Below are 22,397 nucleotides of genomic sequence, written 5' to 3'. Positions count from 1 at the left end.
GGGCAGGATCGTGCGCAACGAGGACTGAGGCGTCCGGTGCTGACGATCCTCGAGGGCTCCACGTTCTGCCTGAGCGACGACCTCGGCGACATCTCCGGCGAGACCTCGGGCTTCTTCGCAGCAGGGAATCTACTGTAAATGACATGCTTCTCACGAGCCAGACGGTAGAACTCCTCGTGACCGCGGCCGTATGTCCGTATGTCCTGGTAGAGAACCAGCACCTCATCGGTCTTGCCTCTCGTGTCAGCAGCGGCTTTTGCCACCGCCGAACAGCAGTACCTTGAACAGTGCTCGTGGCCCCGGACTCCCGGCTCGCGCGAGCCAACACACCCAATGAAGGCAACTTTCGTTGCGGGCTTGCCAGTGCTTGGTCTCGGGACCGTCTCTCCGACCGGCAACTGCTGAAACTCAGCCAGTGTCATGATGTCCGGTGACGCGCCATAGCTATAGTAGCCCTCCGGTACGAACGACTTGAACCCGGTCGCCAGGATGATGGTGCCCACGCTGAGAACGGAGGACCCGCCATCCTTCTTGTTCTTCACTGTGACATCAAAGTTGCCCACATAACCGTCAAGCGCTTCTACCTCAGTGTTGAGTAGGACCTTGATCATATTGTGGCTGCTCACTCTTGATATGAGTGGCTCAGCGACTTCTGCTCCGGGCTTGTCGCCCGGGTACATGTGGTTCCACTTCATCACGTTCCCGCCGAGATGGTCGTCTCTCTCGACAAGGACCACCTCGAAACCCCTGTCTGCAATATCGAGAGCCGCTGTCAATCCAGAGATGCCACCACCAACAATGAGTGCACGCGGAGCTATCTTGACTCTCTTGACCGGGAGAGGCTCCAGTCTCCGTGCGCGTGCTACGGCCATCCGGACAAGGTCAATCGCCTTCTGGGTCGCCAGCTCGGGCTCTCGCATGTGACACCATGATACGTGCTCTCGAAGGTTCACCTGCTCGAAGAGATACCTGTTGATGCCAGACTCTTCACACACTCTCCTGAAGGTTGGTTCATGCATCCTGGGTGAACAGCTGGCCACAACAACACGGTTCAGACCCAGCTCTGCCACTTTGTCGCGAATGAGTTGCTGTCCTGCATCAGAGCACATGAACATCTCATCCGTTGAGAACACCACGTTGGGAAGCTGCGACGAGACAGTCGCAACTCTACGCACATCAACGGTACCCGCGATGTTGTGACCACAGTGGCACACAAACACGCCGATTCTAGGTTCATCCGTCACAGTCATACATTACCTTCCTCCTGCGCTGATGATCGCATGTGGACTTATCTTGTTCATCTGAAGTCCAAGTACATCTTCACTTATTCCCATGGCAACACCCAGATACTGCACAACGGGTATGACTGGTATCTTGGCAACAGATTCCTGAGACTCTCCAAACTGCACTTGCGTGAGCTGGATGTCACAGAAGACGCACGCCGTGACGATTCCCTGAGCACCTGCCGCAGCGATGTTGTGTATCTTCTCAAGCCCTATCTTGGCCGCAGTGGATGGGTCCATTGCCAGAATGGGGCCGCCGCAGCAACGGGTCTTGCCGGCATAGTCGACCGCCTCTCCTCCCGCCAGCTCGACTATGCGGTCGATGATAGTGGGGTTCTCAGGGTCGTCGACTCCAACGATGTCGTATGGGCGAGTCACATGACAGCCATAGTGGGCTGCCAACTTGATCCCTTCATACGGTCTTACGATGGCACGCTCAATCTCAGAGTATCCTATGTCCTCGCTCAACACCTGAAGAAGATGCCTGACACGCGCCTTGCCAGAGTACCTGAGGCCTTCTTCCGCAAGGATGTCGTTCAGCTCCCTGCGTGCTGCCTCGTTGTTGTCAAGGTAGTGCTTGTTGATCTTGAGCGACCCGGAACACGCACCGCAGAGAGCAAGAATGTCCTTTCCCTCTTCCTCTGCCAGGGCGAGGATTCTGCCGCTCATGGCCGCGTACGCGGAACGACTCAATGACTCTATGTACTGGGCACCACAGCAGTTGACGTCGTTCATCTCAAGGACTGACACACCAAGCTTCTTGAGAACTGCGATTGTCGCAGCCTCGTAGGCGGGCAGACGCACAGGTGTAGTGCATCCTCTATACAGGAGGATCTCCTTCATTGGTCAGCCCCCTGTGAGAAGTAGCGGCGCTTCACTCTGTTGACGAACGCCTTGTCCCAAGAGAGATGGGGGTTCAGGCCAAGGTCAGCGCGTTCGTCCTCAATGAAGTCGCTGTACGCATCCTTCAACATCCATCCATCTGCCAGGACCGTGTCTATTGCCTTTCGGAACGGGGTCGGCACTCGACCTTCGCGTGCAGCAATCTCACGCACGGCATGGAATATCTCAGCTGGAGACACCCCCTCCTGGCACCGTTCCTCACAGAGTCTGCACGTCATACACAACCACGGCTGAATGCTGCTCAGGACTTCTTCTCGTTTGCCCAGTAGTATCTTCTGTATGAGCTTCCGAGGATGATACTTGTCAGTCGCTCGCGATATGACACAAGACGCAGTACAGATCCCGCACTGAATACACTTGTTTATCGCTTCGCCTCCGGGAATCTTCGCAATCTCTTCTGCGAAACTCGAGTTCGGAGTGTGCAATTCAGTCATCTTCATCACCTTCCATCCGTGCCAGCGGCATTCCTTGCCTTGGCCAGGACTATGCTTGCTCGCATTGCCGCAGCACTCCCTGCAGTCACACTGTCAGGGATGTCTTTTGGACTGGCAGCACATCCGGCCACAAACACACCTGGGACATGTGTGTCGACCGGAGAGACAATCTCATCGCGAGGCTCGACGTATCCATCATTGTCAAGCATCACGCCCAGCTCTTCTGCCAGTTCGCGACTTCCCTTGGGCGGTAGAATACCGGGACTGAGTACCACAAGATCATGTGTCCTCTTGTGCGGCTCGAATCCCTCGGTGTTCTCGACAAAGACGGTCAGGTCGCCCGTGTGTGGATCTTCCTCGACTTCTGCAACACGACCTCTTACAAACTCGACACCAAACCGTGTCTTCGCCATGTTGTAGAACTCCTCGAAGCCCTTTCCAAACGCCCTGATGTCGGCATAGTATACGGTGACCTTCGCGTCTGGGTTGTGCTCCCTGCACATGACCGCGTTCTTGATGCCGTACATACAGCATACCCTTGAGCAGTTCGGGACATCCTTCGATACATCCCGAGCTCCGACACACTGAACAAAGGCCACGTTCTTGGGTATTCTCCCGTCACTCAACCGTATTAGATTCCCCTGTGTCGGGCCCGCAGCGTTGATGAGACGCTCGTACTCCATGGCATTGATCACATTTGCGAGTCTGCCATAACCGAGTCGCGGATAGTCGCTGACATCGAACAGCTCATACCCTGTCGCCATGACGATGGCCCCGACATTGAGGCTGAGGACCTGGTCCTCCTGACTGTGATCGATGGCTTTTCGCTCGCACGCCTGCACACACATCCCGCACTCGCAGCAGACTGTGCATCCAAGACAGCGTCCCGCCTCACTCACCGCCTGAGACTCGTCAAAGCCTAGCTCTACTTCGATGAACGAGTTTTTCCTCCGACTGATCTTCTGTTTGGGCATCTCTGCCCGCGGTGTTGACACGAACTTGGCAGGGTTGATCTCTGGCTTCGCAATGACATACTGCTTTGCCTCTCTGCCCTCTTGCAGGTCCACGCCGCGAAGATATCGGTCGATGGACTTAGCTGCCTCTCTGCCCTGACCGAGCGCCTTGACAACGGTCGCAGGTCCAAGGACAACATCACCGCCAGCAAAGACACCGGGTACGCTTGTCATCAACGAGATGGGGTCTGCCTGAATGGTTCCATACTCTGTCAGTTCGACGTCCTTGTGCAGTTCGGTCGTCTCAACACTCTGACCAACCGCTATGATGAGTGTGTCGCAAGCGAGTGTGAAGTCTGAGTCATGAATTGGAATCGGACGCCTTCGTCCTGACCTGTCCTCTTCACCAAGTTTCATCCGTATGAGTCTGAGCCCGGTCACATGACCCTTCGCCGATAGTACCTTCGTCGGCGCCGTCAGGAACATGAATCGGACCCCCTCTTGACTTGCATCCTCAACCTCCCCAGGTATGGCTGGAATCTCCACCTGTGACCGCCGGTAGATCATGGTGACCTCTTCGGCCCCCAACCTCACGGCAACACGACACGAGTCCACTGCAGCGTCACCCCCGCCCACAACAGCCACACGTTTGCCTATCTTCACCTTCTCTCCTCGAGACACACGGTCCAAGAAGTCGATGGCGTGATAGACCCCACCAGCCTCCTCACCCTCGACCATCAGCTTGTTGCTCTTCGATGCACCGGTGGCGATGAATACTGCCTTGAAACCCTTCTCCAGCAGTGACTTGGGAGATGTGACTTCGGTGCCGAACACAAACTCGACCCCGTGCTGTCGGACGCGCTCAATCTCTTCATCGAGTATCTCGCGCGGAAGCCTGTATTCCGGAATGGCGTACCGCATGAGTCCTCCGGGGCGCTCTCGTTTCTCAAATACAGTCACAGGATAACCCATCTTCGCAAGGTGATAGGCACAACCAATCCCTGCCGGACCCGCACCTATGACGGCTACCCGGTCCGTCTTGTCAATCTTCGCCTCAACAGGAGCGGGTTTCTTGTACATCCTCTCATAGTCAGCCAGGAATCTGTGAAGGTTCCGTATGCTGATACTCTGGTCATAGTTGCCTCTCGCACACTGTGTCTCACAGAATCCAATGCACACTCTGCCCAATGCGCCCGGAAAGGGAATCGCTTCTCGCACTATCTTCAGAGCCTCATCAAAGCGCTCCTGCATGAGCAGTGTCACGAACGCCTGAGTGTTGACACCCGCCGGACAGTTGACTCTGCAGGCAGCATGGTCTCGTTTGTCAATCGCATAGACATGCGGGGTCGCCTGCGGGAACGGAATGTAGATCGCCTTCCGGAAGCCAATGTTCTCATCGAACTCATTTGGAGTCTCGATGGGGCAGACCTCTACACACTCCCCACATCCACTGCACTTGTCTTCCAGTACGTACCTCGCCTTCTTCAGTAGCTCTACTGTGAAGTTGCCCGCACGTCCGCGGACCTTCCGTACCTGCGCATTCGTGTGAATCCGAATGTTCGGATGACGTGACACTTCACTCAACCTTGGTGTCAGTATGCACGCGCTACAGTCCAAAGTAGGAAATGTCTTGTCGATTGCCGCCATCCGCCCGCCTATCGAAGTGCGCCTCTCTACCAGGTGGACCTGATAACCCTGATTGGCGAGGTCAAGTGCCGCCTGGAGCCCTGCGACCCCGCCGCCGATGACCATGGCGCTTTGCGGGGGTGCGACGCTCTTGTGCTCAGATATGGCTTCGGACCCTTCCACTGTCAACCCCTTGGATCACTTCATCTGTTTTCCACGCGTACTCCGTAATGGTCGCTACAGACCGGGTGCCGATTGTGCGCTTGCTCATGACCAGCATCATAGTTGCACCTAGGAGACGCTAAATTGTAAGCCGTTTAGTGGAAAGCGTCGCATATATCCTCTTCGAGTTATTATCCGATACTCTGTGCCGTCATCATGGTCCGAATGGATATTGAAACGCTCACCTGATGATAGAAAGCGAACATCGACCTCTTTATGGTGTGCCATTTGCCCTCATGTATACCATGTGAATGATATCTGTTCGTTCTATGAGGTCCCAGAATGTAGCAAACCATACATGAACAGGAGCTCGGTATATGGGAAGGCAAGAATCACTTATGGGCCAGCAGCTGCCGCGAAGTCGGGCAGTCTTCGGCATGCGCAGGGTGATCCACACATGACTCTGCGCGTCACACAACTTCGGAAATGTGCTAAACGCTTCATGAGACCTCGAAGAGTCAACCTAATGCCATCTGACGGGAACAACAACAATACCGTGCACGATGAGTCCAACCAAAGACAGACGGTCTTCGCGGGCAGCCCCCACGGTCTCAGTCGTTAGACGGGTCTTGAGACTCTCTCTTGGAGGCCTCTCTCTTCAAGGCCTGTTTCCTCAAGACCTGTCTCCTCGTGGCCTCTCGAGCTCTCAGTTGGAAGTAGCCGCTGTCAAGAGAGTCACCGCTGGCTGCAGTCATCGGTTCCAAGTAGTCAGTCACCCACTCAAGGCGTTCGCTCAACTCTCTGAGCTGCTCCTCGAGCTCACTCACCCTACGCTCCAACTCAGCAAGTCGATCCAAAGACGTATGCACCACCGATGTACGTGATTCACATCGCAAGAATTACTAGGACGTCCCGTTCACACAAGAAGTGGCGTTGGAAACCACTTATGTTTATCTCCAGATTCACGCAGACACGCTCCGATCAGGCAACAAGAAGGGTTGGAGTCTGGTAGGGAACATCAGAACTGAGTATTGAGGAAGACCAATGTCAGCACGGCTCCTGGTATTCGACGTTTCGGGTGCCCACGCCTTGTTCAAGGTGCCCGGGAGCACTCGGTCCGTTGTGACATTTCCATTTCCGCCGCGCACGGCGATTCTCGGCATGGTCGGAGCAATGCTTGGTCTGCCGCGCAACTCTTATTGGGCTCAAGGTCATCCCCTTCGAAGCGCTACGGTTGCAGTTGAAGTGACCAGACCCGGCATGTTGGCGGCGTATGCAGACAGACGCGACAGACCGGAAGGAAACCCCACTGGGTACTTGAGTGACTCGACTCGACCCGCATCGGTCGACACGACAGGGCAGTTCGCAGCGACAACAGCGGTCTCTTCCAGTGTTCTGGTGAATCCAGCATTCAGGGTGTACTTCAGCACACCTGACGAGAGAATGCGCCAAGCACTTGAGAGAGCACTACGGCTCCGCATGTATCACTATAGTCCCTACTTCGGCCACGCCAGCATGCCCGCCGAGGTGAGTCTCGTGGGTTCTTTTCGGTGTGACAAGATGGAATCTGGCGAGTATGAAGTTCGGACTGTGGTGCCGATTCAGCCAGAGCCAAGAACGCAGATTGTTGGGGACTACGTGTCCATCATGGGGGTACCGATGTCGTTTCACGTCGAAGAGGTTGAGGTGGATGGCGAGAGACAGTACGTACCAAAGCACGCGGACTGCATGAGCGCGGTTGCATACCACTGCCCTCATCGCAAGAGCAATGTGAGAGTGATAACGCGCGCCGACTCCATCACCAGCGTCCTGAGTGTGCTACACCACTCAGACGGAAAGGCAACAGATATGAAACGACCGCATGGTGACATATATGTCACGCCCTTGCCATCAGGTGAGAGATGACGCGACTGGCATCGCCGATAGTACTGGGTTCATATCGCATTTGATGGCGAGAATCAGATGGCACTGTGGCTACGCCATGTATAGAGACGGCTGTGCTTACACAACGAACCTTATGAGTCCGGGGTCCCACTGAGAGCAGAGGAGAACCGCATGGCAAGACCTGGGCCGGGCTCTGCCGTCTGGGAGACCACCCTGCGCTGCAACCTCAACTGTATGCACTGCGGCTCGGCCGCTGGCAAGGCACGGAGCGACGAGCTTTCTGTCTCAAAGCTCGCTCACTGCGTGGTCGCAGCGAATGACGTCACTTGGAATCAAGGCCTTTGCCAGAGAAGACTATTCGCGAGCAGAGACGCTCCTCCGTGACGCACTACGAGTTGACCGCGATAACATACTGGCAGCATGGAACCTGTCGAGAGTCTACTATTCGCAGGGGAGAAACGATGACGCGGTATCGTACATCAAGTACGCCCTAACTCTTGCCAGAAGACTGCCGCACCAGGAAGGCAAGAGGGCCGCGATGGAGATTACAAAGGATCTCGAACGCATACAGAGAGAGGCACGCACAGGGTTATCGGTTCCTGTCTACGGCCTCATGCAGAGCAGTTGTCGCTAAGACAACGCGACCTCCGTACGACTCACTCGGCGACAGGTTTATGGTGCACTGAATGAGCAGCTGCTACCGGCGGGAAATGTGGACGGAAGTGCTGCTGAGGACCAATCCGGGACTGCCACCAACACGGACACACAGAAGACTATCCACGGCCTGACCAGAAGGGTGCTCACGCTGGCCTTGAAGCAACGGCCACCCTCTGCCGCTTCCGGTCTTCTGTTTGTTCTCTTGCTGACCCTATTGACCGTGTTGCACTGTATGGCAGTCAACGCGGGATGGGGGGTCTACGGCTTCTCTTTCGATGACTCGTGGATTCACGTTCAGTACGCAAGGACAATCTTCGAGGGATATCCGTGGGAGTACTCGGGAGGCATTCCCAGCACCGGCAGTTCTGCTCCTCTGTGGTCTGTACTGCTGTCGCCCATCTTCATACTGGGCTACGAAATGGAAACCGTGGTGGCTGCCGTGACATTCATCTCTGCAGCTCTCTACGTGCTGGACACATTCCTGGTGGGTGAACTGGTAAGACAGCATACTGGTAGATGGGAAGTGGGGCTGGTTGGACAGGTCGTGTTCGTGATTACTCCTCGTAACACCGGTCTGATGCTCTCAGGCATGGAGACCCCGCTGGCCATGTTCTTCCTCCTCCTCGCCCTACTCTGGTTACCCCGGCTCGAACAACGCTACGACCCACTACTCGGCATCGTCGCAGGACTTGCCTACCTGTGCAGACCGGAGTTCGTGCTCATAGTTGCACTCTGCTTTCCCGTCAGAGTCCTTCAAGTCCTCCGGAAGAGACAACTGACGCTCAGGCGCAGTGGGTGGTTGTTTTCGATGTTCATACTCGCAGGGCTGATTGCACTGCCGTGGACACTGCACTGCCTCAACGTGACAGGGCTGCCACTGCCAGACTCATACTACGCGAAGCTTCGGTTCATTCCCGACGAGCAGGCATATCAGCTCTGGACCGGATGGTGGCTCGCGTGGCTTACGGGAGAACTCTTCTATATCGATGTCGCCATTGTTGTGGCCGTTTTCCCTGTCCTGAAAGGAAGACCCTACGAGACCATCCTCGCATCATCATTCTTCCTGCTCTATCACCTCACCATGCCTGCAACTGCCCTCCTGTTCGATGCACGATACCTGGTCCCACTGTTCGACCTGATGGGCATCATATTCGTTGTGGGTGTCACGTTGGTCCTTGAACGTCTGTGGTCAAGTGGCAGGAGTGCAGCACACCTGTCACAAGGCGACCTCACAAGAACGGCAACCGTAGTGGTGATACTAATCCTGTTTGTTCCGGTGGCACCATGGTATGGTCACCACCTGAACATCCATGCAAATCAGGTCAAGAACATCAGCGAGATGCAGGTCTCCTGCGCTAGGTGGGCCAGCGAGAACCTCCCGGCAGACGCTGTGATTGCAGTCTATGATGTGGGTGCGATTGGGTATCTCTGGCGAGGGACTGTCCTGGATGTCTTTGGCCTTGTGACGCCACCCGTGCTCCATAACTGTAACACCACCCTCGAAGTAGTCGACTACCTGATATCCAAGAACTGTACACATGTGATATTCTATGACCCATGGATCGTCTATCTCAGATACTGTCTCTCATTCAGGGGCTGGACGCTGGTCGAGCTCTTCAGGGTCACCTTGACAGACAATGTTGTGTGTGGCACCAATGACATGGTGGTCTATGCCCTCACACGTTCGGGCTAGTGGAACTTCAGGAAGAAGGCCCCAGTATGGAGGCGAATCATGAGAGAGGCCTCTTCATCCTCGAGTGGGTTTGAGACCAGAACACAATCAAGTCCCATTCATGAGTGGTACCGTGTGAGCATGTAATCGAACGAGATGATGCCACGGAAGGGAAACGGAAACGGAAACGGAAACAGAAAGAGAAAGAGAAACAGAAACAGGGGAGACCGCATTCGGCTCCCCTCTAGTCTTCTCTTGTGTGTCTTGACACAGAGACACGAACTTCAGACGCATTCACACTGATTGTGGGGACTAGCGACGTCTGTCACGTCCGCCATAGCCGCCACGGTCTCGACCTCTGCCTCGGTCACGGTCACCACGGTCTCGGCTGCCGCCATAGCCGCCACCACCGCCACCGTAGCCACCACCGTAGCCACCACCACCGCCGCCATAGCCGCCACCTCGGCCGCCACCACCGTAGCCGCCGCGACGTCGGTCATCTTCGTGCTCCTCGGCCGACATGTCATTGTCTTCCTTGACCTCCTCGATTGGAGTATCAGCCTCTGTGAGCTGACCGAACTTGCCAATGTTCAGTCGGAGGTTGCCCCTGAAGAGACCGGTGTAGCCATTCGTCAGGGTGTAGGTCGTTCCAACCTGAACGGTGTCGATTGCATCATCCCAGAGAGGGACTTGCACTGTACCGGTTGAATCCCCAACCACTGCATCAGCCACTCGGTGCGTGGCTCCATCATCGCGGGAGGAGACCTCTCGTTCCTCGCCCTTGTTCACAACCCTGAACGTGATTGTGACGTTCTTCATTCGTGGCTTCAGCTCAGCCACAGTAGCCAGTACTGGCTCTCTTTCTTCCGCCATTTCTAATCTCTCTTGCTAGCGAATTGCAGGCCGTACAAAACGAGCGTAATCCTCCGGGGTCTCGCGATGTGAAAACACAGCATTGAACCTGAGTGGGAAGCGCCTGTTGCTTCGGGACCTGCGCACTTGGCGAGGTGGCAATGGCTTATTAGCTTACTTGTCGGGAAATGCGGTCTCTATCATTGGTGCAGGGCGAGAGTGAGCGGACCTGAAGACAATGTACGATACCTGTGCGACAAATAACAGCGACGCGAAGACCGTGTACCACTCGATGACAGGACCTCCGACACTCAACGCAAGCACAACACTTGATAGTGCTACAAAGATGCTATACAGCCCGGCATATCGCAGAAGCCCACGTTCTGCGGCGCATGACAGTCCCACAATGAGCAGCACTGCGAAGTTCAGTTCAAAGAATACGGATGAGGCAAGCATGTGGGGAGCTCCCTGGTCTTCCGAGAAGACCCCTATCATCATCAGCGCCACTGCAGAACACAGACCGATCAGCTGGCCAGCTGCCAGCAACACTCTCTGAGCGCGGGTTCGAAGCGACAGACTCTGCAGGTCTGCGAAAAAGAACAGGAGCAAAACGCCGGTGACAACACAGCCAATGTTGTAGGCATAAGCGCCGAGTGGGCTGTATTCGAAGTTGCCCAGTCTGCTGAGATAGTTGGTGAGCGGGCTGAAGGGATAGGGGTACGCCAGCCACGATACCAGAGTGAATGAGCAGTATGAGGCTATCAGCAGTATGCCTGAAAAAGAGAGCTGAGACAGAGGTCGCAACCTGTGGTCATATGCTCACTGAAGGTGCGATTCACAGGGATTCCAAGTACAAGAGGATACAGGGAACGGGAGAGAACTGCTCATGAAGGCCGTTCTTCATGACATGGAATGCCTGAACTCCGTGGAGTGTGACGGGAGGTGATTCTTCACACTGGCGTTGAGTGTCAACTCCGTTGCATAAGTGGCTTCAACCTGTCGCTTCAGGACTGAAACTGGCACATGGGCTGGCTTCGCATGACAAATCAGGCAGAGCGATACCTCCTCTGCAATTCCGGACATGACTTCTGCAACAGAGTCTTGAATGCAAAAACGCTTATATGGAGTAACGAATTCAATCTACGGTCGGTTTCGACTTGGCTGAGAAGGGGTGCGCCGAGTTTCGTGCTAGCGCATATTCCCAATACATTGTCCAGCTTTGGTCATTGACCGGAGTAGAACAGACCATGAAGGAAAGTGAACTCTATCTTGCCTCACTGGCTTTGGCGCTTGCATTGTCGGGAATAGCAGTTGTAGGACTGACTATGCCAACTGCAAGTGCTGTGACTGCAACACATACCTATAAGGTCTATTGCAATGATGCTTGGACTGGCTGGAATTGGTTTGGTTCGTATATTGGAATCGCTACCGCCGTAGAAGGGGCCAACTGGCATCTCACTTGGTATAACGCCAATCCATCATACTATCTGGTATGGCCTGTCCTGATATTTAACTCACCACCCATCTTGTATGACACGCTTGGCTACATCAACTTCGTAAGAGTGATCTGCTTTTACGAGATTGGGGTTGGTCTCCCCACTCCTTGGGGTTTGATTGTGCTTACCCGCCAAACCGCCACACTGTGCACGGATGTGTATCTTCAGGGTCCCACAGGCAATACCTTTGTCTTTGTCGACTATCGTACCTAATGGATGTCTACTGACTCCGAGCATCATGACGTAGAGTGGGCTTGACCTGTTCCTAGAAACAGGTCTGCCCCCTTTCTTGTTAATCCTCGATGTCCATGAGCTCGTTGGAGGTGACAATCCCACTACACAGAGAACATGAAATGGGATGTGATTATCATGAGTGCAGAACGCAGGAAGCCGCTAGTTAAACTGCGGGGGGCACTTGCAGTCCCAATACTACTGATCACCATGGTTGCCATACCACTGACTCTACCCACAGGAGGCTCACACGTACACGCTGCGCTCCTGAATGCGGCTACTGGTGTTGGATCTCCGCAGTATCAGAGGGGGTACTCGACAGCATCTCTTGCAATCGGGACCTACTTTGAGTACAAGTACGTGTTCTTACATGTACAGCTCGAGAACGCCAGCTATGTGATTGGCTACCAAGGAGACATGATTGAGCTAACACTCCGTCTGGAAGTAATAGGCAACACATCGGACACTCACTTGTTCCTTGCCTCATTCACGTCTCAAAACCCTGCCAAGTATGATCTTCAGACGACGTTCACCTTCAGTCTCCAGCTCAGCTCTGGCGAGTACTCTGTACACAACGGGAGTCACTCTGGCATGACTGGCGTATTCAGGCTGTTTGGTGATTCCAAATGGGAGACGACGGAAGTAATGTCATCACGAGATGGTTTTTCGCCTCTGGAGGGCACTCGTAACCACTACTCAGACCCAGTGGCGATAAGTGTTGGCGAAGGCCTGCAGCTAGAATTCGACTTCAGTTGCTCAGGCAGCGACATCTTGGGCAATAGCCACACATCCGTCTACTACTTTGACACTGACACAGGGCTGCTGCTTTGGGTGGCAAACACGCCAATGGACTTCCTTCTCATGGGTGCAGCAGGTTGCACGTTCGGCATTGGAAAGATATCCCTTGTTCGCACCAACTTTGATCTGGGTCCCCGGCAAGAGGTTCTTCCCATCCCGCTCACCGGCATTCTTCTTATAGCGGGGGCTGGAGCCTTTGGTGTCTTCTTCGTCATCTCGGTGAAGGCACTCAAGCGTGCACAAAGGAGACACACACGAAGAGACTCTTCGACTGGGAAGCAACCAAGGCCATCCAAGAGGAGAGAGATCTGATTCGAGGAGCGACAGAGAGCCGATGACGTTCTTCCTTAATGCATTGACCTACGCCACGAAGCAGGCGCAGAGAAGGAAGCGGGCTCTCCTCAACGACAGCATTGGGTATTCAGTCGTCGCTCTCTCACTCACACTGATGTATGTGTCTTCCGGCTTCCTGTACCAGCAAGCAATGGTTGACACCGCTCAGCAGATTGTGTTTGACATGAACGTTGAGTATCAGGCCCTTCTGTCTGATGCCGAGCTCCGTCTACGCGCGATGCTGTTGAGCTCAGTGGAAGGCGTCGCCCGTACTGAAACGGTCATGTTCTCAGTTATGTCCTATGGAAACTCGTCACCCGTGATAGGAGTCGTGGCCTTGCAAGAGGACTCGGCAGTCTGGAATGACTTCACCTTTCGAACAGGCACCGGGACACCCCGGGAGAATCAGTGTCTGGTTGTCCTTGATACCCAAGATGCGTCACACTATCCGCTGAACAGCACAGTTCCCGTCTACATCCCATACATGAGGCAGGGGAGCACCACAGTTCCATACCTACCACTGGACCTCAATGTGACTGGACTGGTGTCAACGGGTATCGACCTGTCTGCACTGCTTCTTGAGTACTCACGCGCTCCAGGAATGATATCGTTGTCCCAACCTACCGTCATCCTTCTTGTCAATTACAATAAGACCATGGCCCCAATACTTGATTACCTTGCAGGCGTGGGAGCCACCATAAGTCCCGCTACGCTGCTGACCAACACAGTTGTCTGGCTGGATCAGCACATGGTTCAACAGGCAGTAGTAATGGGCATGACGCAAAGCTTGGTTGACACGATGAAGCTGAGACTATCCTCAGCACTGAGTGGCCACGGGCGCTTTGTGGTGGGTTCGAATCTTGAAGGTGCGCTGGACACTCTGAAGCAGTACTACGATGGCCTGTCATTGGGGCTATTCACCAGTCTCATTCCGATGTTCTTCCTAGCATTCGTTGTGTTACAACTCCAAGGACTGCGCACTGCCCGGAGAAGAAGACACGAGGTTGGTCTTCTGAGAACCAAGGGGTACTCGTCAGGATTCATTCGAATCGCTCAGACCTGGGAGTCCCTCCTTGTTGCGGTTCTAGCGTCAATTGTTGGTATGCTACTCGGGCTGCTGATCTCAGTCATATTCCTGTCAAGTGGCACAGTGAGTCTTTTCTCCGTGGAGATGGTCTTGGTAATAGTGGGAATCACGGCTACGATCACGGTCTATGCATCGCGTGCCAGCTATAGGTCCGTGCATGGGCACAGTCTTGGGATGACTGCACACGACCCGTCAGAGGAGGAACAGGTTTCGATGAGCAGGTTCGTCCCCGCGCTCTGCACTGCTCTTGGTCTTTACAAGATGATTGCATGGGCACTCGACATAGCACCGTATGAGATACTTGTCGCTTCAGGAGGCGGACTTGACGCGTATCTTCTGTTCCTACTCCAGGTGTGGTTGTCCATTGACAGCATACTCAATGTATTGGGACCTGTGCTGCTACTCTACGGTCTTGCACGCATGGCCTCGTCGTCAGAGAATGTACTCTACGTGTTGTCAGGCATCTCGACAAGACTGAGAGGAACAATCGGAACACTTGCATCAAGGAATCTGTCCAGACACCAACAACGAAACCTTCAGTTGGCTCTTGTACTTGCACTCACTGTCGGATACGCCTCCTGGACGTCACTGGCCCTTGACACGACAATTCTGCAGAGCCAGGAACGTGCTCTAGTGGACAATGGTGCAGATGTCTCCTTCTTCATCCGCGGAGACGAAGACACGCATGTCATGCAACAGGTCCTCAGTATCACCGCAGTCGAGGCCATCACCATCGAGCGGCGGTTCACTCTGAACACAGTCACAGAGTCGATCTCGCTAAGAGCAGTCACCCCCGACACTTGGGAGTCTGCCGCATACTCTCGGCCAGAGTGGTTCACATTTGCAGATGCTTCCAAGGGGCTGACGCTGCTTGACAGCAACAACACGATTGTACTGGAGCGGCTCGTTGCTGCACGGCTCGGACTCCACTTGGGTGACACAGTGTCATTGTATCTTGAGAATCACTCATGGTCTCTTCTCATCTGCGGGCTCTTTGGACCAACACCGGTTCCAATAGTGGTTCAGGGCTTTGGTGGTTCCTCAGTCGAGTACTACTGCGAAAGGACATGGTCATATGTAGGTGCGCAGTTCTGTGAACTTCTTCAGGGCCTGATACTTCCGCAGAAGAGGGCTCTCGTTAGAGTCAGCGATGGTGCGATGAGAACGGAGGTTGCGAGCGCAATAGATGCGCTACACCTACCGGTGTATCAGATCAAGACCTCGGAGGAGACAGTCTCACTGCAGACCAGACTTGCCACAGCCATGCTCAGTCTCAGATTGGTCAATGTCGTGTTCTCAGTCATCATCTCACTCCTTGGAGTATCGGCGCTGATGCTCGCGACAAGAGAGAGCCGAAGAGAGGAGATTCGAAACATGCTGTTTCGTGGATTCGGACGGTCTAGCATCGGCACTCTTCTATACTGGGAGATTGTTCCTCTGATGACCTTCATGCTGGTTGGTGTGCTCATCGGAGTCTTCACCTCTGTAGGGCTGAGCCAGAGTATGTTTCAGGGAACCCAAGTCACTCTGGTCTCCGCGAGGCTCGCAGTGGGCGGCTTCTCCGCTGTCTTCATCCCACTCACCATGATGACTTGCGTCGCTGCACTACGACTCGCATGTCATGTCACGAAGTGGAGGCCACGCTAGGTGCAGACTGGAACAATTCTGGTGAAACGGATAAGACGGGACAAGGCCGCGTCGGTCCTCACACTTCTATTCTTGGTTCTGTGTTCAACAATGATAACACAGTCAAACCTTGTGCTCTCCCTCTCTGTGACCGAAGCCGTTGTTCAAGCGGAACGTGATGTTCTTGTGGACCTTGTTGTGGACATGTCACTGCATGACGGAATCGACTACAACGAGAGCCAATCAATGGAGCAAGACATACAGGGCATGAGTGGAGTTCACTCATGCGAACGTTTCGCTATCTTGGGTGGCCTTCTCTACGAGAACAAGACTCCGACAGAACAACACAACACTACGATAATAGCAATCGACTCCGGGACTCACTTCTTCGCCTCGACGAGACCGTCCGGGTGGGACACGTCAAGTGGTGCTGATGAAGCCCTAGTGTCCGATGCCGGACCGTTCGGAGTATACTCCGGCAAGAACACCACATTGGTTCTAGACGTGTCACTGTTCACTATCGATGGTCCGCTGCACCTCAACGTGAGTCTGAGCGATATTGCTGCGGTTGACGTCCCCCCACTATTGGACAGCGTGGCCCAAGGTGTGTTCGAGCGTGCGGAGGACCGACCCACTCCACCCTCCGAAGAGGTGGTCATTGTCGATTATACATGGCTGCTCGCATTAGTCGAAGCAGAATCTGATGGCAAATCCCTATTCGGATACTCAAACTTGATCTTGGTCGACATTCAGGACAGCATAATCAATCCGTTTCAACTGGACGTGTCCATCCTTCAGTTGAGACTGATGACGAACTCGGTGACCAATCGGATACGCAGTGTCTCCAGATTCTCCACAGTGACCAACTACCTCTACTCTCTGATGAACAGGATCTCTTCTTGGTCCCAGACGCAGGCGGTCCAAGCACAGGAGACCCTCATAACAGTCCTCTTTGTCTCATTGTACCTTGTTCATGTCTCAAACACTATCACATGGAAGCGCAGAAGGCGTGAAATCGGACAACTGAGAATCAGAGGCTTCAGCGTCACTGCGGCAAAGCGGCTCTTGATGTGGGAATCGTTGGTCTATGGGCTAATAGGTGGGTTGACGGGATATGTCATTGGCTTCGTTGCTGTCCTTGTCATCACTTCACCTCACACGAGCATAGGTCCTCTGTGGTCAAATGGCGCGTCCTCTCTTCTCCCCTCACTCATTCTGACAGTCACACTGATAGTAGTGGTCTCCATGGTCGCATCCTATCCAGTTCTCCGCACTGCGGCCAAAGAAAACCTGGTGGACCTTGTGTCCGGTGAGCACACTCAGAGTCTCCACGAGTCCACACTGCACCTGCGGCTCGGGTCCATACTTGTTCTTCTCTCCTCAGCTCAGATTCTGTACGACCTTCTCGGTCATGGTGAATTCTACCAAGCGACTATGCCATCGGGATCAGGTGTTCTGGCCCTAATACTATTCTCAATCATGGAGGCTGGGACTGGACCCATTCGCACAGCTGGTCCTCTGCTTCTCACCTATGGGTTGGCAGTCTGGGCCAGCAGGTACCAAGAGCCGCTAAGACGTCTTGCGGTGAGAGTTGGGAGGCTTGTAGGTGGGGACATGGGTTCACTCTCTGCGGGCCGCTTGATGAAGGATGTTCGGATGCGCGTATCCCTCCTATTCATACTGTCAGCTCTCGTTGCAGTCTCCACAATGAATCCGATACTCGCCTCTTCCCAGCTCGACCACGATGCAAGGGCCATTCATGCTGAGACTGGTTCAGATATGACCGTGATACTATCCAATCCTAGTCATCTGAATGCCACTCGGAGTGCGGTCGATGCGGCTGAGGCCGTGCTCTACTCCACCGTGATTTACATACTTGATCTATACATTGCGCACTACACAGTCTCAGTGGTTGCGATTGAAACGGAGACCTGGCCTGACGCCGCCTACTATGAGTCAGACTGGTTCCCAGCGGGTCCTGCCAAGAGTCTCATGTCCTCATTGAACGGGACTGAATGCCTGGCAGAACGTTCGATTCTCGAGCAACTAGGTTGCGATGTTGGTGAGGTGTTACCGGTGTCCCGGTACCCATCTTCTCCCAGTCCTACTAATGTGACTGTGAGTGCCATGATAGAGCACTTTCCATACCCCGCGACAACTGACAGTCTGGGAGTGCTTATCGTCCCGTTGGATTCGATGGTGGTCCTCGAAGCAGAAGGAATCTCGATGGACATACGGATTCTGACCAAGCTCATGCCAGACAGTGCAGTCGCAGAAATAGAGGAGGACATCATTCAGGCGGACCCGCACGCGGCTGTTCATGTTGCAAGCGAGCGCATATCCTCTCTTCTGGAGAGCCCTCAGTATCGGGGCATCAATACTGTCCGGGGACTGGCTCTGCTGTTCGGCATCCTCATTACTTCTACAGGTACTGTTCTCATTTGCATGACCTACGGCACAGAGCTCCGAAGTGACTCTGTCATGCTGATGAAGAGAGGACTCTCTGTTCGGACGAGGACCCTGATGCTCATGTCAGGGTTGGCTGTGTATGTCGTATTGGCATTCGCGATGGGGGTCTCCATCGGACTCCTCTACTCATACTCCTCAATCCGAGCACTGAGCGCGCTCCGATACAGTACGGTGCCGTTTCGGTTCTCGGTCGATGCTGGTCCGAGCATCCTTCTGATCGGAGAGTTGTTGTGCCTGCTTGCTGTCATCTATCTCGTGTTCTGGGCCCAATCACAACGTGTGGCCAACACAACAGGAGGAAGAGACTTTGGATATGATTCGTGCAGTTGACCTTGTGAAAGTATACCGTACTGAAACGGTGGAAGTTCAAGCTCTCAGAGGAGTATCTCTCAGTGTCGAGAGGGGAACGTTCGTCTGTATCATGGGCCCGTCCGGAAGTGGCAAGACCACGCTACTGAACATCATCGGCGCAATTGATACACCCACAGCGGGTCTGATAGAGGTCGACGGGCAGGCTCTCTCTTCGCTCTCCGAGAAGGAACAGGACACGTACAGGCTGACGAAGATTGGCTACGTGTTCCAAGACCTCAATCTGATTCCTACGCTGACCGCGTTTGAGAACGTGCAGCTACCGATGATTGCTTTCAACGTCGAGAAGACTGCCCGCCGCACACGAGCCAGGGAGCTGTTGGAGCTCGTGGGGATGGAGAAGAGGATGGAACACACGCCCTCTCAGTTGAGCGGTGGAGAACGCCAACGAGTTGCCATAGCAACAGCCCTCGCCAACGACCCCCCCGTCATTCTGGCCGATGAACCTACTGGGGTCCTCGACTCAGTAAATGCACTGGAAGTCGTCGGGTACCTTCGCGACGCAGTTAGGAACCTAGGCAAGACTGTCGTGATGGTCACTCATGATGCTAACATGGCCCGTCAGTCCGATAGGATATACCACATCCAAGATGGCCGGATTGATGCAGGACACAGCCCGGCATCACAGTCCACCTCCGAGAGCGCTTCCTATGAACTCCTCATACGAGAGAGGCTTGCAGAACTGCGGAACGAATTCGCATCATTGGATTCGGAGCTGATGCAGGGCAGGCTGGACGGTGCCTCCTACTGTGCCAGACGAACTCAGGTTGCCTCCACAATTGAGGTGCTCGAGAGAGAACTGCAGAGAATGGGCGTCGTTCCCAGAACGAAGTAGTCGCTCACTCGGCGTGACGACTGGATTCCCAGTTGCTCATTCATGCGGGCAAAGATGGCATACAGTCTGAGTGCACCACATCCATGACAAGAATGGTGCATCGCGTGAAGTCTGATGCGCCTTTGTTGCTGCTTGTATAGCATTCAATCTGACATCATGCTGTATCCCTTCCAGCATCACTGAATCGTGGCTGGTGTGGTGGATCCCGCCGTGAACATTCGTCCGAGCAAGTGGCGGACTAACACATAGGTCACCAGTAAGTCCACGAACTCAACGAACGCAAACATCAACATGACCGACTCGTACACCTAGGGCAGTACTGCCGAACTCATCAACAGGAAGAAGGGCAGGATGATTAGGAAGTTGAGCACCAAGCTGATGATTAGGATGTAGTAGGTCTTTCCTGTTCCGAAGAATAGGCCTCTCAAATCCATGGAAGCCAGCGAACTCGTTTGGGCCCATGTAGTCTAGCACCTGTAAGACAAAGAAATAGAACAGGTTCCTGACGAACGAGTCAGCCCCGGTCCATCCACCGACGCTGAAGAGAGGCTTGGACTGAGTCCGCAATGGGTCCATACCCAACTCAAAGCGTTTCACTTGCAGAGTCCTGATTGCAGCAACAAGAGCAAGAAGGCAGTATAGAACACTCGAAATGAGGTATCCCTAGGCTACAACCATGAGACCTAGCTGCAGCGAGAAGGGGAGTGGCGACACAAGAAACACATCGAGCATCATGTTGATTTTCACGTTGATGGCCACTATACCGAGAGCCAGTTTCGCTCGGTCCATTGACTTCAGGCCGACCAGTAGTAGCAGCGACACAGATGCGAATGGAAGCGCAACTGCTCTCGGTGAGAGATACGATGCTGTCCGTTCCGCAAGCTCAGGATAAGTGCCCATGAAGTCCACGAAGAGAGTCATGTTTGTGATTATTATCAGGGCCAATGCATTTGACAGGACGAGTTGCAGAGCCAAGCCTGCAATCAGTTGCCTCACGACTGCATTGCGGTCCTTGTAATTCTGGCTCACCAAGGCGAGCACACCAGACGGGATCACTTCGTTGACTATCTCAATCAGTATACCCATGAACTCGTACTGCTCGGCGATTGCTAGAGAGCTGTAGTCTATGTGAGTCATCACCCCACAGGGTGATGCCAATGGTTTCTCCGCTGGCACACAGACAACGTGTTGTGAAGTACTCCTATGAAAAGAAAGTGGCGAAGGCCGCCACGGTCTACAGCATGTCTCGCTCTGCAGTGAATGGGCATCCCTGTTGAGGAAGTTGGTTTCAGTGAACAGGAACTCGTCCCGACGCAAATGGGATACTCGGAGTCAGTCACTTGGCAGGCACTCCTGCAGGAGCCGCAGCGATAGTTGACAGCCCGGACACTGTTCATTCTTAGTTGCACAAAGCTGGACACAGGAGTCTTGTCGCTCCCAGTAGACGGCACTGGGGTCACTCCTCGAGGTCCATGAAGTGTCTAGTCGACCTCTGCTTCTCTGTTCACACACGGAGGCATACTAGCACCGCACAGTGATGGCCAAGATTGTCCAGCTACCCGGCAGCTGCTGCTAACCCTTTCCAACAGGGCCGCAGAGCACCATAACGGTAATAATCGATTGTTGCCTCTGAATGAGCTTAACCAAAGTGCCGATGCTGCACAATGGGAGGACTGTCATGATGAAACGCCTTCTTGTATTCCTTGTTCTTGTGACTGTGGCAGTCCCAGCGTCCATACTCCTTCAGGGTATGTACCTGACCAGTAGTGATGCTGGAGCATCTACCATGGACCAAGACGAGAGGCATGTGACTGACAATGTGAGTCCTGACCTCTCGATGATGTTCTTTGCAGAAGCCGCGCCCAACAGCGATGGGGTCCGCTACGTCTGTCGTAGGGGAGTTGATGTCGTCGCATACTTTGGCGAGTCACAGGTCTACTACGTTGTGGGCGACACGCTCGTCCGACTCTGTCTTCCCGGCAGTAGACCAGTGGTACCCCGAGGAGAGGAGCCCACTGGGTCTGTCACAAACTACCTGCTGAGCAACGACCCCGCACTGTGGCGGACGGGGCTTGTGGACTGCGCGGTGCTCCGATACTCTGAGGTCTACCCCGGTGTGGACCTCGTCTACCGCATCCATGACGGCGCGCTCAAGTATGAGTTCGTGGTCGCACCACATGCGGACCCGACAGCCATCCGAATGCATTATCCGGACGCTGACAACGTGGAACTGGGAGCCGACTCCGTCACTGTGACAGTGGACAGGGTGACACTGACCGACAGTGGCCTGTACGCATATCAGACGTGTGAGGACTGCGAGACGGTGGACTGCTCATTCAACGTCTTGGAGCACAACAGTGTCGGCTTCTCTGTCGCAGAGTACGACCACTCACACACCCTGACCGTGGACCCCATGCTCGCCTACAGCAGCTTTCTCGGGAGCACCGATTCCGATGTCGGGTATAACATCGCAGTGGAGGACGGCTACATCTACGTCACGGGGCATACGATGTCATCTGACTTTCCGACTGTCAGTGCCTACATGAACCACAGGAATCGCTCGAATGGATCCTCAGTCTGTTGACACACATCATTGATTGTTGCGCAAACAAAGACAATGAACATGAGCGTCCAAGCCACCCCCAGCGCAACAGCTGCTGGCCAATACTGTGGGGACTTCTCCAGCCCTGCACAGACTACGCAGCATGCTAGGTCAGACACAGCAAG

General features: G+C 54.2%; 17 protein-coding genes. 9 read left to right on the top strand and 8 right to left on the bottom strand.

Translation table 11 applies throughout. From position 1 onward, the window contains the following. The 5 genes from HXY34_13170 to HXY34_13150 all read right to left on the bottom strand — a co-directional run. Positions 1 to 1,250, bottom strand: a 1,250-nt coding sequence (locus HXY34_13170; GenBank protein NWF97086.1) for a CoB--CoM heterodisulfide reductase iron-sulfur subunit A family protein, incomplete at its 3' end; no start/stop codon positions are given. Positions 1,251 to 1,253: 3 nt separating this feature from the next. After that, positions 1,254 to 2,126: a CoB--CoM heterodisulfide reductase iron-sulfur subunit B family protein gene (locus tag HXY34_13165; protein ID NWF97085.1), complete on the bottom strand. Its 873-nt coding sequence runs from the start codon at positions 2,124 to 2,126 to the stop codon at positions 1,254 to 1,256. Continuing rightward, the gene (locus tag HXY34_13160) at positions 2,123 to 2,620 is read right to left on the bottom strand and encodes a 4Fe-4S dicluster domain-containing protein (GenBank protein ID NWF97084.1); all 498 of its coding nucleotides are present in this window, start codon (positions 2,618 to 2,620) and stop codon (positions 2,123 to 2,125) included. Before HXY34_13160 ends, HXY34_13165 begins: the two co-directional genes overlap by 4 nt. A 5-nt stretch (positions 2,621 to 2,625) precedes the next feature. Continuing rightward, a complete protein-coding gene (locus tag HXY34_13155; protein NWF97083.1) occupies positions 2,626 to 5,388 on the bottom strand; it encodes an FAD-dependent oxidoreductase in 2,763 nt (920 codons plus the stop codon). 584 nt (positions 5,389 to 5,972) lie between these two features. Next, a complete protein-coding gene (locus tag HXY34_13150) occupies positions 5,973 to 6,218 on the bottom strand; it encodes a hypothetical protein (GenBank protein ID NWF97082.1) in 246 nt (81 codons plus the stop codon). 187 nt (positions 6,219 to 6,405) lie between these two features. On the opposite strand from HXY34_13150, the gene cas5 reads away from it, so the two are divergent. From cas5 to HXY34_13135, 3 genes are all read left to right on the top strand, one after another. Next, the gene (gene cas5, locus HXY34_13145) at positions 6,406 to 7,266 is read left to right on the top strand and encodes a CRISPR-associated protein Cas5 (GenBank protein NWF97081.1); all 861 of its coding nucleotides are present in this window, start codon (positions 6,406 to 6,408) and stop codon (positions 7,264 to 7,266) included. A 295-nt stretch (positions 7,267 to 7,561) separates the two neighbouring features. After that, the gene (locus HXY34_13140) at positions 7,562 to 7,879 is read left to right on the top strand and encodes a tetratricopeptide repeat protein (protein ID NWF97080.1); all 318 of its coding nucleotides are present in this window, start codon (positions 7,562 to 7,564) and stop codon (positions 7,877 to 7,879) included. A 78-nt stretch (positions 7,880 to 7,957) separates the two neighbouring features. Then, on the top strand, positions 7,958 to 9,595 hold the full coding sequence (locus HXY34_13135; GenBank protein ID NWF97079.1) for a hypothetical protein: 1,638 nt from the start codon (positions 7,958 to 7,960) through the stop codon (positions 9,593 to 9,595). A 291-nt stretch (positions 9,596 to 9,886) separates the two neighbouring features. Here the strand turns inward: HXY34_13135 and HXY34_13130 are convergent, their stop codons facing one another. Further along, complete coding sequence (locus HXY34_13130) at positions 9,887 to 10,447, bottom strand: hypothetical protein (GenBank protein ID NWF97078.1); 561 nt, start codon at positions 10,445 to 10,447, stop codon at positions 9,887 to 9,889. A gap of 153 nt (positions 10,448 to 10,600) precedes the next feature. Then, on the bottom strand, positions 10,601 to 11,230 hold the full coding sequence (locus HXY34_13125) for a hypothetical protein (GenBank protein NWF97077.1): 630 nt from the start codon (positions 11,228 to 11,230) through the stop codon (positions 10,601 to 10,603). A gap of 443 nt (positions 11,231 to 11,673) precedes the next feature. On the opposite strand from HXY34_13125, the gene HXY34_13120 reads away from it, so the two are divergent. The 5 genes from HXY34_13120 to HXY34_13100 all read left to right on the top strand — a co-directional run bounded on the left by HXY34_13120 (position 11,674) and on the right by HXY34_13100 (position 19,670). After that, positions 11,674 to 12,135 (top strand): hypothetical protein, encoded by a 462-nt coding sequence (locus HXY34_13120; protein ID NWF97076.1) that lies wholly within the window; start codon positions 11,674 to 11,676, stop codon positions 12,133 to 12,135. Between the two features lie 156 nt (positions 12,136 to 12,291). Next, entirely contained in the window at positions 12,292 to 13,263 is a 972-nt protein-coding gene (locus HXY34_13115) for a hypothetical protein (GenBank protein ID NWF97075.1), read from the top strand. A 22-nt stretch (positions 13,264 to 13,285) separates the two neighbouring features. Next, complete coding sequence (locus HXY34_13110; protein NWF97074.1) at positions 13,286 to 16,018, top strand: hypothetical protein; 2,733 nt, start codon at positions 13,286 to 13,288, stop codon at positions 16,016 to 16,018. Beyond that, positions 16,019 to 18,796, top strand: coding sequence for an FtsX-like permease family protein (locus HXY34_13105; protein NWF97073.1), 2,778 nt, complete (start codon positions 16,019 to 16,021; stop codon positions 18,794 to 18,796). It begins immediately after the preceding gene. After that, complete coding sequence (locus tag HXY34_13100) at positions 18,780 to 19,670, top strand: ABC transporter ATP-binding protein (protein ID NWF97072.1); 891 nt, start codon at positions 18,780 to 18,782, stop codon at positions 19,668 to 19,670. Before HXY34_13105 ends, HXY34_13100 begins: the two co-directional genes overlap by 17 nt. Positions 19,671 to 20,333: 663 nt before the next feature. Here the strand turns inward: HXY34_13100 and HXY34_13095 are convergent. Further along, complete coding sequence (locus tag HXY34_13095) at positions 20,334 to 20,828, bottom strand: hypothetical protein (protein ID NWF97071.1); 495 nt, start codon at positions 20,826 to 20,828, stop codon at positions 20,334 to 20,336. A gap of 520 nt (positions 20,829 to 21,348) precedes the next feature. Between HXY34_13095 and HXY34_13090 the strand changes: the two genes are divergently transcribed. After that, positions 21,349 to 22,254, top strand: coding sequence for a hypothetical protein (locus HXY34_13090; GenBank protein ID NWF97070.1), 906 nt, complete (start codon positions 21,349 to 21,351; stop codon positions 22,252 to 22,254). Positions 22,255 to 22,397 lie beyond the last annotated feature (143 nt).

The sequence above is a fragment of the Candidatus Thorarchaeota archaeon genome, from assembly GCA_013388835.1.
Taxonomy (GTDB): Archaea; Asgardarchaeota; Thorarchaeia; order Thorarchaeales; family Thorarchaeaceae; genus JACAEL01.
Note: the sequence above shows the minus strand (reverse complement) of the source record. Positions and strands in the feature narration are given on the sequence as shown.